This window comes from Nocardioides sp. LML1-1-1.1 (assembly GCF_040676175.1).
Classification (GTDB): domain Bacteria; phylum Actinomycetota; class Actinomycetes; order Propionibacteriales; family Nocardioidaceae; genus Nocardioides.
Genome location: NZ_JBEGHK010000005.1, coordinates 209,369 through 222,849, shown reverse-complemented (window position 1 = coordinate 222,849; position 13,481 = coordinate 209,369). Strand labels below are relative to the sequence as shown.

Annotated in this window: 13 protein-coding genes; 6 read left to right on the top strand and 7 right to left on the bottom strand. The window is 70.3% G+C overall.

Annotation, left to right across the window (positions count from 1 at the left end; translation table 11 throughout):
- Complete coding sequence (locus MRBLML1_RS18355; protein ID WP_364518645.1) at positions 1-855, bottom strand: alpha/beta fold hydrolase; 855 nt, start codon at positions 853-855, stop codon at positions 1-3.
- Between the two features lie 85 nt (positions 856-940).
- Here MRBLML1_RS18355 and MRBLML1_RS18350 point away from each other — a divergent pair, with 85 nt between their 5' ends.
- Positions 941-1,876 carry a hypothetical protein gene (locus MRBLML1_RS18350; RefSeq protein WP_364518643.1) on the top strand — a complete coding sequence of 312 codons (936 nt, stop codon included), beginning with the start codon at positions 941-943 and terminating at the stop codon, positions 1,874-1,876.
- A gap of 18 nt (positions 1,877-1,894) precedes the next feature.
- Here MRBLML1_RS18350 and polA read toward each other — a convergent pair whose 3' ends face one another.
- The gene (gene polA, locus MRBLML1_RS18345; protein ID WP_364518641.1) at positions 1,895-4,588 is read right to left on the bottom strand and encodes a DNA polymerase I; all 2,694 of its coding nucleotides are present in this window, start codon (positions 4,586-4,588) and stop codon (positions 1,895-1,897) included.
- A 75-nt stretch (positions 4,589-4,663) separates the two neighbouring features.
- On the opposite strand from polA, the gene MRBLML1_RS18340 reads away from it, so the two are divergent.
- Positions 4,664-5,089 carry a PaaI family thioesterase gene (locus MRBLML1_RS18340; RefSeq protein ID WP_364518639.1) on the top strand — a complete coding sequence of 142 codons (426 nt, stop codon included), beginning with the start codon at positions 4,664-4,666 and terminating at the stop codon, positions 5,087-5,089.
- Positions 5,090-5,094: 5 nt separating this feature from the next.
- Here MRBLML1_RS18340 and MRBLML1_RS18335 read toward each other — a convergent pair whose 3' ends face one another.
- Positions 5,095-5,679, bottom strand: a complete 585-nt coding sequence (locus MRBLML1_RS18335) for a GNAT family N-acetyltransferase (protein WP_364518637.1) — start codon at positions 5,677-5,679, stop codon at positions 5,095-5,097.
- 208 nt (positions 5,680-5,887) lie between these two features.
- Here MRBLML1_RS18335 and MRBLML1_RS18330 point away from each other — a divergent pair, with 208 nt between their 5' ends.
- The 4 genes from MRBLML1_RS18330 to MRBLML1_RS18315 all read left to right on the top strand — a co-directional run bounded on the left by MRBLML1_RS18330 (position 5,888) and on the right by MRBLML1_RS18315 (position 9,788).
- On the top strand, positions 5,888-6,676 hold the full coding sequence (locus MRBLML1_RS18330; RefSeq protein ID WP_364518635.1) for an ABC transporter substrate-binding protein: 789 nt from the start codon (positions 5,888-5,890) through the stop codon (positions 6,674-6,676).
- Positions 6,673-7,479, top strand: a complete 807-nt coding sequence (locus MRBLML1_RS18325) for an amino acid ABC transporter permease (protein ID WP_364518633.1) — start codon at positions 6,673-6,675, stop codon at positions 7,477-7,479. The genes MRBLML1_RS18330 and MRBLML1_RS18325 overlap by 4 nt, the downstream gene beginning before the upstream one ends.
- Entirely contained in the window at positions 7,476-8,216 is a 741-nt protein-coding gene (locus tag MRBLML1_RS18320; protein WP_364518631.1) for an amino acid ABC transporter ATP-binding protein, read from the top strand. Before MRBLML1_RS18325 ends, MRBLML1_RS18320 begins: the two co-directional genes overlap by 4 nt.
- 135 nt (positions 8,217-8,351) lie before the next feature.
- Positions 8,352-9,788: a M4 family metallopeptidase gene (locus tag MRBLML1_RS18315; RefSeq protein ID WP_364518629.1), complete on the top strand. Its 1,437-nt coding sequence runs from the start codon at positions 8,352-8,354 to the stop codon at positions 9,786-9,788.
- 61 nt (positions 9,789-9,849) lie between these two features.
- On the opposite strand, the gene MRBLML1_RS18310 is transcribed toward MRBLML1_RS18315, so the two are convergent.
- Genes MRBLML1_RS18310 through MRBLML1_RS18295 form a run of 4 tightly spaced genes read right to left on the bottom strand, consistent with a single transcriptional unit; the run spans position 9,850 to position 13,459 of the window.
- Positions 9,850-10,569, bottom strand: coding sequence for an ABC transporter ATP-binding protein (locus MRBLML1_RS18310; protein WP_364518627.1), 720 nt, complete (start codon positions 10,567-10,569; stop codon positions 9,850-9,852).
- A complete protein-coding gene (locus MRBLML1_RS18305) occupies positions 10,559-11,338 on the bottom strand; it encodes an ABC transporter ATP-binding protein (RefSeq protein WP_364518625.1) in 780 nt (259 codons plus the stop codon). The genes MRBLML1_RS18310 and MRBLML1_RS18305 overlap by 11 nt, the downstream gene beginning before the upstream one ends.
- Positions 11,331-12,467, bottom strand: a complete 1,137-nt coding sequence (locus tag MRBLML1_RS18300; protein ID WP_364518623.1) for a branched-chain amino acid ABC transporter permease — start codon at positions 12,465-12,467, stop codon at positions 11,331-11,333. The genes MRBLML1_RS18305 and MRBLML1_RS18300 overlap by 8 nt, the downstream gene beginning before the upstream one ends.
- Entirely contained in the window at positions 12,464-13,459 is a 996-nt protein-coding gene (locus MRBLML1_RS18295; protein WP_364518620.1) for a branched-chain amino acid ABC transporter permease, read from the bottom strand. Before MRBLML1_RS18295 ends, MRBLML1_RS18300 begins: the two co-directional genes overlap by 4 nt.
- Positions 13,460-13,481: the final 22 nt, after the last annotated feature.

Sequence of the window (13,481 nt, the reverse complement as noted above, 5' to 3'; positions counted from 1 at the left end):
CTAGCCCTCGGCGGCCAGCCAGTCCACCAGGGCGCGGGTCACGGCCGAGGTCGCCTCGACCGGGGCGAGGTGACCGACCTGGTCGAGCAGCACCACGGGTGGGCTCCCCGGGAGGAGGTCGCGCAGCCGCGTCGCCTGCTCGACCGGGATCCAGGGGTCCTGCTCGCCCCAGCCGATGCGCACCGGGCAGCGCACCTGCGCCAGGCGCTCCTCGATCGGACGGGTGTGCTCGGGCCGGAGCGCGGCGATCTGCCGGTAGAAGGCCGGCTGCCCCGCCTCCCCCAGCCACGGCCGGACCAGCCGGTCGGCCCACGCGGGGCTCAGCGGGTGCCGGGCCGCGCCGGCGACGTACTCCCGGACCAGGGCGGCGTGCAGCGCGGCGGGCAGCCGGGCGAAGACGTCGGCGTGCTCGGCGACCAGGCGGAAGAACGGCGACCCCCACGGGTCGAGGGTCACCACGTCCCAGAGGAACAGGCCGTCGTACTCGCGCCCGTGCAGGAGGTGGGCGCCGAGCGCCACCGCGCCACCGATGTCGTGCGCGCCGACCCGCGGCCGGTCCAACCCCCAGTGCTCCAGCAGGTGCGCGAACCGGGCCATCTGGGAGGCGAGGTCGACCGGCACCACCGGGTCCTGCGGCGAGGCGCCGTAGCCGGGCATGTCCCACAGGAACACCCGGTGGCCGGTGCTCAGGGCACGCCCGGCCTCGGCCCACACCTGCGCCGACCACGGCGTGCCGTGGCAGAGCACCACGTCGCCCCGGGGCGCGCCCTCGGGCGTCAGGACGTACGTCGCCACCTCGACCCCGTCGACGGTGACCTGCTCCGGGTCCGGCAGCAGCGACTCCCCTGTGCTCACGCGACGACGCTAGAGCGTGCGGCCAAGCAGTCGGGGTGTCGTGGATCTCTTGACATCGCTCGACGACCGACGGCTACCGTGACGCATGGACACCGCCACCGACACCCACGCCGCGGCACTGCGCGCGTTGACCCGGGTCTCGGTCGCCTCCGCGGTGTGGCTGGGGCTGGTGGGGCTCCTCGGGCTGGGCTACGTCGCCACGCTGGGCACGAGTCGCGACGACCAGGTGCGTGTCGTGGGGCTCGGCGTCGGGTCGGGCTTCGTGCTGCTCGCGGTCGTCCTCCTCGTCGCGCTGGTGCGAGCCGGGCGACGCGACCTGCGCGCGGCTCCGCTCGTGGCCGGCGACCGCCCCGAGCTGGCCAGCGGCGGGCCCAGCGCGTTCTACGAGTGCTACGTCCCGCTGACGGGCGTCCTGCTGGCCGTCGCCCTCGTCGTCTTCGGCGTCGTGCTCGTCCCGCGCGCCGCCGACGGCGCGGCGTGGGGCTGGATCACCCCGGTGCTCATGGGCGTCGTGGCCTTCAGCTGCGGGCTGGCGGTGCGCTGGCGCGGCAACGAGTACGTCGGCGTCCACGCCGACGGGATCAGGATGGTCCGTCGCGGCGTGCTCACGACCGCGCCCTGGCACCGCGTGCTGCACTTCGAGAGCGGCCAGGTCGGCATCGAGGGCAGCCCTGACCGGGCCGGGGTGAGCGGTGAGCTGGAGGAGCGGGTGCGCGAGCTGGCCGTCGCGGCGGGGCTCGCCACCTTCGAGGAGCGGCTGCGCGCGGGAGAGTCGGTCGACCTCGGCGCGGTCACCCTGCGGCCGACCGCCCTCGTCGTCGAGGGGGAGCCGATCCGCTGGGACGAGATCGACACGGTGACCTCCGAGCACGACTCCGAGAACGGCTGGACCCACGTGGTGGTGCGCGGCCGGAAGCGCCGGCAGCGGGCCAAGGCGAAGGAGTCGTCGATCGCCAACTTCCCCGTCTTCGAGGCGGCGCTGAGCACCTACACGGGGCTGCGCTTCCTCGACCCGCGCTGACCTGGGTCGAGCCCGTGCCTAGTGCGCGGCCTCGTGCCAGCTGCGGCCGGTCCCGACGGAGACGTCGAGCGGGACCGTGAGGTCGGCGGCGCCGGCCATCTGCTCGCGCACCAGCGCGTCCAGCGCCTCGGTCTCACCCTCGGCGACCTCGAACACGAGCTCGTCGTGGACCTGGAGCAGCATCCGCGAGGACAGGCCGGAGTCCTCCAGCGCGCTCTGGGTGCGCAGCATCGCGACCTTGATCATGTCGGCGGCCGAGCCCTGGATCGGGGCGTTGAGCGCCATCCGCTCGGCGGCCTCCCGGCGCATCCGGTTGTCGCTGGTGAGGTCGGGCAGGTAGCGCCGGCGACCCATGATCGTCTCGGTGTAGCCGGTCCCACGGGCCTCGCCGACGATGCCGGTGAGGTAGTCGCGGATGCCACCGAAGGTCTCGAAGTACTCTGCCATCAGCCCGCTCGCCTCCCCCGGCTCGATGCCGAGCTGCTGGGACAGGCCGAAGGCGGACAGCCCGTAGGCCAGGCCGTAGTTCATCGCCTTGATCTTGGCCCGCATCTCCGGGGTGACGTCCTCGGGCGCGACGTCGAAGACCCGCGAGGCGGTCTCGGCGTGGAAGTCGCGTCCGGAGCGGAAGGCCTCGATGAGCAGCTCGTCCTCGGACAGGTGCGCCATGATCCGCATCTCGATCTGGCTGTAGTCGGCCGTCATCAGCGAGGCGTAGCCCGGGCCGACCACGAAGGCCTCCCGGATCCGGCGCCCCTCCTCGGTGCGGACCGGGATGTTCTGCAGGTTCGGCTCCGTCGACGACAGCCGGCCGGTCGCCGCGATCGTCTGGTGGAAGGTGGTGTGGATCCGGCCGTCGGGCTGCACGGTCTTGAGCAGCCCCTCGATGGTCTGGCGCAGCCGGATCACCTCGCGGTGGCGCAGCAGGTGGGCGAGGAACGGGTGGTCGGTAGTCGCGTAGAGCTTCTGCAGCGCGTCGGCGTCGGTCGTGTAGCCGGTCTTGGTGCGCTTGGTCTTCGGCATCCCCAGCTCCTCGAAGAGCACCACCTGGAGCTGCTTCGGCGAGCCGAGGTTGATCTCCCGGCCGATGACGGCGTAGGCCTCCTCCGCCTCCTTGCGCACCTCCTCGCCGAAGTGCGCCTCCAGGCCCTCGAGGTGCTCGACGTCGACCGCGATGCCGGTCTGCTCCATGCGCGCGAGCACCGACACCAGCGGCATCTCCACCTCGGTCAGCAGGCGGTGGCCCCCGGCACGCTCGACCTCGTCGGCCAGCTCCACGGACAGGTCCAGCGCCGCGCGGGCCTGGACCATCGCGTTGCGGGCCTGCCCGGACTCCGCCTCGTCCTCGGCGAAGAGCATCCCCTGGTCGTCGTCCTCGGCCGGGGCGAGCTCGCGGTGGAGGTAGCGCAGGCTCAGGTCGGCCAGGTCGTAGGAGCGCTGGTCGGGCGCCACGAGGTAGGCGGCCAGCGCCGAGTCCTCCCGCACCCCGGCCAGCGGCCAGCCCTGCGCCGCCAGCGCGAGCACCGGGCCCTTCGCGTCGTGCAGCACCTTGGGCTTCCCCGGGTCACCCAGCCAGGCGGCGAGCGCCGTGTCGTCGGCCGGGCTCAACGTCTCCACGTCGACGTACGCCGCCCGGCCGTCCGCGTGCGCCAGGCCGAGCCCGCTCACCCGGCCGGTGCCGCTGCCCCAGGTGCCGCGCACGCTCACCCCGAGCGGGTCGGTGCCGATCGCGTCGAGCCAGCCGGCGACCGCGTCGGCCGCGAGGACCGTGCCGTCGAGCTCGACACCCGGCTCGACCGCGACCTCCTCGCCCGAGGCGACGACGTCCATGATCCGGGTGCGCAGCTCGCCGCGGAACTCCAGCTCGTCGAGCAGCTCCAGCGCGGAGGTGCGGTCCCACTCGCGCAGCACCAGGTCATCGATCTTCTTCTCCAGCGGCAGGTCGCGCACCAGCGCGTTGAGCCGCCGGTTGCGGATCACGTCGCCGAGGTGCTCGCGCAGCGACTCGCCCTTCTTGCCGGTGATCTTGTCGGCGTGGGTGATCACGTTGTCCAGGCCGTCGTAGGTGTTGATCCACTTGGCGGCGAAGCCGGCCCCGACCCCGGGCACGCCCGGCAGGTTGTCGGAGACCTCGCCGACGATGGCGGCGAGCTCGGGATAGCGGTGCGGCGGCACGCCGTACTTGTCCTCCACGGCGGCGGGGGTCATCCGGGCCAGGTCGGAGACCCCGCGCATCGGGTAGAGCACCGTCGAGCGCTCGGTCACCAGCTGCAGCGAGTCGCGGTCGCCGGTGAGGATGAGCACCTCCAGGCCGCTGGTCTCGTCGGCGAGCGCGTCGGTGACCAGGGTCGCGATGATGTCGTCGGCCTCGAAGCCCGGCGCCTTGAGGAACTCGATGCCGAAGCTGGTCAGCATCCGCTCGATGAGCGGCAGCTGGCTGCTGAACTCCCCCGGCGTCTTGTTGCGCTTGGCCTTGTAGTCGGCGTACTCCTCGGTGCGGAAGGTCTGCCGGGAGACGTCGAAGGCGACCGCGACGTGGGTCGGCTGCTCGTCGCGCAGCACGTTGACGAGCATCGAGGTGAAGCCGTAGACGGCGTTGGTGTGCTGCCCGGTGGCGGTCGAGAAGTTCTCCACCGGCAGCGCGAAGAAGGCGCGGTAGGCCAACGAGTGGCCGTCGAGGAGCAGCAGGCGCGGTCGCGTGGTCTCGGGCACCCGGCGACTCTACCGAGGTCGTCCGACAGCCCGGCCGACCGCGGGGTGGGCCGCGGGCGTCGCTACCCTCGGCCCATGACGTCGAACGAGGAGATCGCGGAGTTCCTGCGCGCGAACATGGGCGCCCTGAACGAGCGGATGGGCATCGAGCTGGTCGAGGTCGACCCCGACCGCGTGGTCGCCACGATGCCGGTCGAGGGCAACACCCAGCCCTACGGCCTCCTGCACGGCGGCGCCTCCGTCGTCCTCGCCGAGACCCTCGGCTCGGTCGCCGCGGCCCTGCACGCCGGCCCGGACCGGTTCGCCGTCGGCACCGACATCAACGCCACCCACCACCGCTCGGCGCGCTCGGGCCTGGTCACCGGGGTCGCCACGCCGCTGCACCGCGGCCGGACGATGGCGAGCTTCGAGATCGTCGTCAGCGACGAGGACGGCCGCCGCGTGTGCACCTCGCGGATCACCTGCGCGCTGCTGGAGCGCGACCCGGGCCAGCGGGGCTGAGACCCTCAGGCCTGCTCGGGCAGGCCGAGCCGCTCGGCCCGCGCCCGGCGCAGGGAGCGCCGCGCGGCGATCACCTTGCTCCGGCCGCCGTCGGCACCGACCGGCACCCGCTGCGGAGAGACCCGGCTGCGCAGCACCGCGGTCGGGGCGACCCGGTACATCACCACCGGGGCGAGGCCGAGGCGGGCCATGAAGCGGTTGGCGTCGCGCGAGGCGTGCGGCACCGCCGTCACCACGTGCAGGATCCCGTTCTCCTCCGCGAACGCGGTGGCGGCCTCCATCAGGGCGTGGCCCACGCCGTGGCGGCGGAACTGGACGAGCACGCGGGGGTGGATCGACTGCACGCACGGCTCCAGGTTGAGCGGCGAGAGCGTCGTGATCCGGAGGTGGACGGCGCCGGCCACCTGACCGTCGTACTCGACGACGACGACGCGCTGCTCCGGCGAGGCCGCCGCACCCTTGACGATCAGCTCCAGGTCGGCGAGCTGCTCCGAGCGGTCGGCGCGGCGCAGGGCGTCGCTCCACAGCTCGGCCAGGATCGGCGCGTCGTCGCGCGTCGCGACCCGGGTCGTCAGCGAGTATCGACTCATCGGTCCCTGCCTTCCTCACCCAAGACGGGAACCGCGCGGTTCGTGCGGTCCGGGCGACCACACTACGCCCCGCCGCGGGGGCCCGACAGGGGTATCCCCGAGTTCCCGTGCAACATCGAGACGTCGCCCGGGTCACGATCGTGGAACATCCACACACCGTGATCGGCGGGTCCTCGTGCAGGGCTCGGTAAAGGCCTACAGTGCCGCCATGCGCAAGTCTCGACTCTCTGCCTTCGCCCTGACCGCCGCGGTCGCCGTCGCCCTCACCTCGTGCGGGTCCGACGACAGCGGGAAGACCGCGACCGGTGCCGCCGTCGTCAAGGAGGGCACCCTGACGGTCTGCTCGGACGTCCCCTACCCGCCCTTCGAGGACTTCGACAAGGGCAGCGAGCTGGGCTTCAAGGGCTTCGACGTCGACATCGTCAACGAGGTCGCCAAGCGCCTCGACCTGAAGCTCGCCTACCAGGACTCCTCCTTCGACGCCCTGCAGAGCGGCCAGGCCCTCAACGCCGGCCAGTGCGACCTGGCCGCATCGGCGATGACGATCACCGACGACCGCAAGAAGAACATCGACTTCTCCGAGGGCTACTACGACTCCAAGCAGTCGCTCCTGGTCCCCGCCGACAGCAAGATCGCGGCGATCGGCGACCTCGACGGCGTCAAGGTGGGCGTCCAGCAGGGCACGACCGGCAAGGCCTACACCGAGGAGAACGCCAAGGGCGCCAAGGTCGTCACCCTGCCGAGCGACGCGGAGATGTTCCAGGCGATCAAGGCCGGCCAGGTCGAGGCGCTGCTGCAGGACCTCCCGGTCAACCTCGACCACACCAAGGACGGCAAGTTCAAGGTCGTGGAGACCTACGACACCGACGAGCAGTACGGCCTGGCCATCAAGAAGGGCAACAGCCAGCTCGTCGAGGACGTCAACGGCGCGCTCGCCGAGATGCGCAAGGACGGCACCTACGAGACCCTCTACAACAAGTACTTCGAGGTCGAGTGAAGCGCACGACACGACGGCGCCTCGTCGTCTGGGGGGTCAACCTCGCCGTCGTCGCGGTGGTCCTCGGCTTCCTGCTGGCGGCCGACTGGAAGACCATCCACGCGAACTTCTGGGCACCCGGCGGCGTCTCCGGCCCGGACAGCAACTGGGGCGACCTGATCACGATCGGCGCCGTCAACACGGTCAAGTACACCGCGATCGCCTTCGCCGGCGGTCTCGCGTTCGCCCTGGTGCTCTCGCTGATGCGGCTCTCCCCCATCGCGACGCTGCGCTGGATCGCGACGGCGTACGTCGAGTTCTTCCGGGGCCTGCCGGCCCTGATCGTGATCATCTTCATGGGCTTCGGCCTGCCGATCGCGATCCAGTGGACCCCGCCCGGCGGGGTCGTGGGGGCCGGCCTGATCGCGCTGATCATGGTCGCCGCCGCCTACATGTCCGAGACCCTGCGTGCCGGCATCCAGGCCGTGCCGAAGGGTCAGACCGAGGCGGCCCGCTCACTCGGCATGGGCGGCACGAGCACGACCTTCCGGGTGGTGCTCCCCCAGGCCTTCCGGATCGTCATCCCGCCGCTGACCAACGAGTTCGTGCTGCTGATCAAGGACACCGCGCTGCTCTCGGTCATCGGCTCGACCTTCGACGGCCGTGAGCTGACGACGATCGCCCGCGACTTCCAGACCACCGGCGGGTCGGCCCAGACCGTGACCAGCCTCGTCCAGGCGGCGCTGCTCTACCTGGTCATCACCATCCCGCTCACCCAGCTCGTGGCCTGGCAGGAGCGCCGGCAGAGGAAGGCGACCCGATGAACGCCGTCGTCCCCGCGATCGCCGTCCGCGGTCTGCACAAGTCCTTCGGCCACAACGAGGTCCTCAAGGGCATCGACTTCTTCGTCGACCCCGGCCAGGTCGTCTGCGTGATCGGCCCGTCCGGCTCGGGCAAGTCGACGCTGCTGCGCTGCGTCAACCGGCTCGAGGAGCCGACCTCGGGCGAGGTCCTGGTCGAGGGCATCGACATCACCGACCCCGAGACCGACCTCGACGAGGTGCGCTCGCGCATCGGCATGGTGTTCCAGCAGTTCAACCTGTTCCCGCACCTGTCGGTGCTGAAGAACCTCACCCTGGCCCAGCGGACCGTGCGTGGCCGGGGCAAGGAGGAGGCGATCGAGGTCGCCCGGCGCAACCTGGAGCGGGTCGGGCTCGCCGAGAAGGAGGCGGCCTACCCGGCCCACCTCTCCGGTGGCCAGCAGCAGCGGGTCGCGATCGCGCGGGCGCTGTCGATGGACCCCGACATGATGCTCTTCGACGAGCCGACCAGCGCCCTGGACCCCGAGCTGGTCGGTGACGTCCTCGGCGTCATGAAGGACCTCGCTGCCGAGGGCATGACCATGATGGTGGTGACCCACGAGATGGGCTTCGCCCGCGAGGTCGGCGACAAGCTGGTCTTCATGGACGGCGGCGTCGTCGTCGAGGAGGGCCTGCCCGGCGAGGTGCTGTCGAACCCGCAGCACGAGCGGACCCAGGCGTTCTTGTCGAAGGTTCTCTGATCTTTCGCTTCCACCGCGACAGGAAAGACCGCGCAGCAGGAGATCCCTGGAAAGATCTTCGGCCTGGGTACTTACCCTGACCCCGGGTCGGGTGGTTGGCTGAGCGCCACCACCCGACTCGAAAGGTAACGTCGCATGCGCAGCAATTCTCGGGCAGCACTCGCAGCACTCGGGGCGGCGGCCCTCGCCGCCACCGTCTCCACGATCACCCCCGCCGGCGCCAGCCCCACCCCGGTCTCCTCCCCCACGGCGTCCGCGGCCAGCACGCCGGTGCCCACCGACGTGCGCCTGGTGCAGACCCGCACCAGCCTGCTCGGCACGCACACGACGTACGCGCAGACCTACGGCGGCGTCCCCGTGCTCGGCGGTTGGTACGTCGTGCACACCGGCAGGCTCGCGAGGGTCGACGACGGCCGCCTCTCGGTGAGCGGCCTCCCGGACCTCAAGGCCGGGCGCACCAAGGCCTCCGCCCTCAGCGCCGCGAAGTCGCACGGCAAGGCCCGCGGCGCGCGCCTGGCGATCCTCCCGGCGAGCGCCGGCGCCCCCGCCACGCTGGTGTGGGAGGTGCGCACCGAGGACGACAAGCAGGTCCTCGTCAGCGCCGACCAGGGCAAGGTCGTCAAGGTGGTCGACGAGCGCCAGCACGCCGACGGCACCGGCAAGGTCTTCGACCCCAACCCCGTCGTCAGCCAGCAGAACCAGGCGCTCAAGGACAGCAACGACGCGGCGAGCGCGGTGCCCGCGGCGGCGTACAAGACCGTGACGCTGGCCAACCTCGACACCTCCGGCTACCTGCGCGGCACCTGGGCGAAGGTCGTCAACAAGACCTCGGGCAAGCAGCCCGCTGCCTACTCCGCCACCCGCGCCTTCGGCTACACCCGCGACGACGACCGCTTCGAGCAGGTCAACTCCTACTACGCCGCCGACCGGCTGCAGACCTACATCCGCGGCCTGGGCTTCACCGACGTCAACGCCGAGGCGCAGGACCTCAGCGTCGACACCACCACCCAGGACAACTCCTGGTACACCCCGTCCACCGACGTCATCACCATCGGCACGGGCGGCGTCGACGACGGCGAGGACCAGGAGGTCGTGTGGCACGAGTACGGCCACGCCGTGCAGGACGACCAGGTGCCCGGCTTCGGCTCCTCCAGCGACGCGGGCGCGATCGGCGAGGGCTTCGGCGACTACCTGGCCGCCACCATGTCGCAGGCCGGCTCCCCCGACTCCGCCACGACGCCGTGGGCGTGCGTGATGGACTGGGACTCCACGGCGTACACCTCGACGACGCCGCACTGCATCCGGCGCCTCGACACCGCCAAGACCGTCGCCAACCGCACCGGCGAGGTGCACGACGACGGTGAGATCTGGAGCCACGCGCTGTGGGACGTCAACAAGTCCCTCGGGCGTGACAAGGCCACCAAGATCATCCTCGAGGCGCAGTTCTCCTACGCCGCGAACACCTCCTGGGCCGCCGCCGCCAACACGACCGTCGCCACTGCGAACGCGCTCTACGGCGCCACCGACGCGGCCACGGTGAAGGCCGCCTTCCAGGCGCGTGGGATCCTCTAGCCGCCGTACGACGACGAAGGGGCCCGGGCATCGCGCCCGGGCCCCTTCGCGTTGCCGGTGACTAGACGTCGCCGCCGAGGTAGGCCGCCTTGACGGCCGGGTCGACGGCGAGGTCCTCGCCCTTGCCGGAGCGGACGATCTCGCCCGTCTCCAGGATGTGCGCGTCGTGGGAGCGCTTGAGCGCCTGTGCGGCGTTCTGCTCCACGAGGAGCACGGTGGTGCCCTGCTGGTTGATCTCGGTGATGATCGTGAAGATCTGCTGGATCAGCTTGGGCGCCAGACCCATCGACGGCTCGTCGAGCAGCAGCAGTCGCGGTCGCGACATGAGTGCCCGGCCGATCGCGAGCATCTGCTGCTCCCCGCCCGACATGGTGCCGGCGAACTGGCCGATCCGCTCCTCCAGCCGCGGGAAGAGCGAGAGCACGCGCTCCAGGTCCTCGCGGTAGGCGGCGGTCTTGCGGTCCTTGCGGGTGAACGCCCCCATCTCGAGGTTCTCCCGCACCGTCATGCCGACGAAGCATCGCCGGCCCTCGGGCGACTGTCCGATCCCGAGCTTGACCCGGTCGTAGGGCTCGACGTTGGTGATGTCCTGACCCTCGAACCGGACCGATCCCGCCCGGACCTTGCGCAGGCCCGAGATCGTCTTCAGCGTGGTCGTCTTCCCCGCACCGTTGGCACCGATCAGCGTGGTGACCGTGCCCTCGGGGACGTTGAAGCTGATGTCACGGATGGCCTCGATGTGCCCGTAGTTCACACACAGGCCCTCGACCTCAAGAAGCATCTTCTTCGTCCACTCCCAGGTAGGCGGCGATGACCGCCGGGTTGTCTCGGATCTCCGCAGGACTGCCCTCCGCGATCTTGCGGCCGAACTCCAGCACCACGATCCGGTCGGTGACGCCCATGACGAGCTTCATGTCGTGCTCGATCAGGAGCACGGTGTAGCCCTGGTCGCGCACCTTGCGGATGAGCTCCATGAGCTCGACCTTCTCGGCCGGGTTGAAGCCGGCCGCGGGCTCGTCGAGGCAGATCAGCTTGGGCCCCGTCGCCATCGCCCGCGCGATCTCCAGACGACGCTGGTCGCCGTAGGACATGTTCGCGGCCAGCTCGTCGGCCTTGCGGTGGATGCCCATGAACCGGAGCAGCTCCATCGCCCGCTCATGGCCCTGGCTCTCTTCTCGCCGGTGCTTGGGCAGCCGGAAGAGCGCGCTGAACATGCCGGTGCTGTGCTGGGCGTCGGCGCCGACCAGGACGTTCTCCAGCGCCGTCATCGTCGGGAACAGCCGGATGTTCTGGAACGTCCGGGCGATCCCCTGCTGGGTGATCTTGTGCTTCTTGAGTCCCACGATCGAGCGGCCCTGGAACAGGATGTCGCCGCTGGTGGGGCGGTAGACGCCGGTGACCGCGTTGAAGCACGTCGTCTTGCCGGCACCGTTCGGCCCGATCAGGCCGAGGATCTCGCCCTGCTCGATGTGGAACGAGACCTCGTCCAACGCGGTCAGTCCACCGAACCTCAGCGTGAGGTTCTCGACACTGAGGATGCGCTCAGACACGGGCTTCCTCCTCTCCGTCGCTGCCTTCTTCCAGCTCGTCCAGCTCGTGCTCCAGCTGTCTGGCCCGGACCGTACGACGCGGCGGCAGGACGCCCTCCGGGCGCAGTGTCGCGAGCAGCACCAACGCGAGCCCGAAGGCGAGCACGCGGAAGTCCTCGAACCCACGGAACCGCTCGGGCAGGTAGGCCACGAGCCCGGCCCCCAGGAGCACGCCCCATCGGTTGCCCTGACCACCGACGACCACGGCCGCGAGGTAGAGGATCGAGAACAGCAGCAGGAACGACTGCGGGTTGATGAAGCTCTGCCGGCTGGCGAAGAGCGCCCCGGCGAGACCGCCCACGAAGGCGCCCGTCGAGAAGGCCAGCAGCTTGAACTTGAACGTGGGGACGCCCATCAGCTCGGCGGCGTCCTCGTCCTCGCGAGTGGCCTCCCAGGCGCGTCCGACCCGGCTGTTCTTGATCAGCACGTCGGCGATGAGCACCACGATGACGGCGGTGAGCCCCATCCAGTAGTACGGCACCGCGTCGGCGTAGCCGAAGATCAGGAAGTGGGTCGTGTCCTTGGTGTCGACCAACACGGTCCCGTCGCCCCAGAACAGGTGCGGGACCTGGAACAGCCCGTCCTTGTCCGGATCGCCGAGGTTCGGCGGCCGGCCGATGTTGTTGATGCCCTTGCTGCCACCCAGCCACTCGGTGTTGACCGCGACCAGGCGGATGATCTCACCGAAGCCGAGCGTCACGATCGCGAGGTAGTCGCCCCGCACGCGCAGTGTCGGCGCGCCCAGGATGACCCCGGAGATCATGGCCACGACCACCGCGACCGGGATCGCGAGGAGCAGCGGCCAGCTGGCGTGGAACGAGGTGAGGATCGCCACCGTGTAGGCGCCGATCGCGTAGAAGCCGACGTACCCGAGGTCGAGCAGTCCGGCGTAGCCCACCACGATGTTCAGGCCGAGTGCCACCAGGCAGTAGATGCTGACGGTGAAGAGCACACTCGCGAAGTCGGAGTCGGGAGTCGAGATGATCGGCAGCTCGAGCAGGGGCAGGATGTAGGCGAATGCCGCCACCAGCACCCAGACGAGGACCTTGACCGGCGTCGGGAGGCCGGCGACCTTTGACTTGAAGCTCATGCCCGCGCCTTTCCGAGCGACTCACCGAGCAGACCGGTAGGTCGGACCAGCAGGATCAGGACGAGGAGCACGAACGCGATCACGTCGCGCCACTCGCTGCCGAGGATGGCCTGACCCCAGTTCTCCGCGACACCGAGCACCAGGCCGCCCAGGAGGGCGCCGCGCAGGTTGCCGATGCCGCCCAGGACCGCCGCCGTGAACGCCTTGACGCCCAGCAGGAAGCCGACCTGGTAGTTGGTCGCGTCCAGCTTGAGCATGTAGAGGAAGCCCGCGACACCCGCCATGAGTCCACCGATGAGGAAGGTCATCTGGATCGTGCGGGTGGGGTTGACGCCCATCAGCGAGGCGGTCTCGGGGTCCTGCGCCGTCGCCCGGATGCCCTTGCCCAGGCGAGAGCGGCGGACGAACTGGTCGAGCAGCACCATCATCGCGACCGCCGCGACGATCACGATGATGTCGATCAGCGAGATGGAGACGCCGAAGACGTCGTAGCGGGGCTTCTCCAGCACGCCCGCCATGCTGTTGTTGATCTTCGCCTTGCGGACGTAGTCCGACAGGTTGTCGTCCAGGTGCACCCACGAGGCGACCCGGTCGCGCAGGCCCATCAGCTCAGCCAGCACGAAGGACGCACCGATCGCGGAGATGAGGGCGATGAGTCGAGGCGCCTTGCGCTTGATGAGAGGGCGGTAGGCCACCCGCTCGAGGATCAGCGCGATCGCGGCCGACATCGCCATGGACGCGATCAGCGCGGCGATGAGGATCAGGACCAGCTGGATCCCGTTCGCGTCGGCGGCGTTGAACGCCATGACCACCCACAGCGTGGCGAAGGTGCCGTACATGAACACCTCGCTGTGGGCGAAGTTGATGAGCTGCAGAACGCCGTAGACCATCGTGTAGCCCAGCGCGATCAGCGCGTAGATGGCTCCGAACGCGAGCCCGGTGATGGTGAGCTCGGGCAGGTTGTTGAAGAAGAATTCGAAGTTCAGGTTCACCCAGGCCTCCTGGCCAGCGGAT

Coding starts and splice junctions, on each gene's coding strand:
- MRBLML1_RS18350 (WP_364518643.1), top strand. CDS start 941: ATGGACACCGCCACCGACACCCACGCCGCGGCACTGCGCGCGTTGACC.
- MRBLML1_RS18340 (WP_364518639.1), top strand. CDS start 4,664: ATGACGTCGAACGAGGAGATCGCGGAGTTCCTGCGCGCGAACATGGGC.
- MRBLML1_RS18335 (WP_364518637.1), bottom strand. CDS start 5,679: ATGAGTCGATACTCGCTGACGACCCGGGTCGCGACGCGCGACGACGCG.
- MRBLML1_RS18330 (WP_364518635.1), top strand. CDS start 5,888: ATGCGCAAGTCTCGACTCTCTGCCTTCGCCCTGACCGCCGCGGTCGCC.
- MRBLML1_RS18320 (WP_364518631.1), top strand. CDS start 7,476: ATGAACGCCGTCGTCCCCGCGATCGCCGTCCGCGGTCTGCACAAGTCC.
- MRBLML1_RS18315 (WP_364518629.1), top strand. CDS start 8,352: ATGCGCAGCAATTCTCGGGCAGCACTCGCAGCACTCGGGGCGGCGGCC.
- MRBLML1_RS18310 (WP_364518627.1), bottom strand. CDS start 10,569: ATGCTTCTTGAGGTCGAGGGCCTGTGTGTGAACTACGGGCACATCGAG.
- MRBLML1_RS18300 (WP_364518623.1), bottom strand. CDS start 12,467: ATGAGCTTCAAGTCAAAGGTCGCCGGCCTCCCGACGCCGGTCAAGGTC.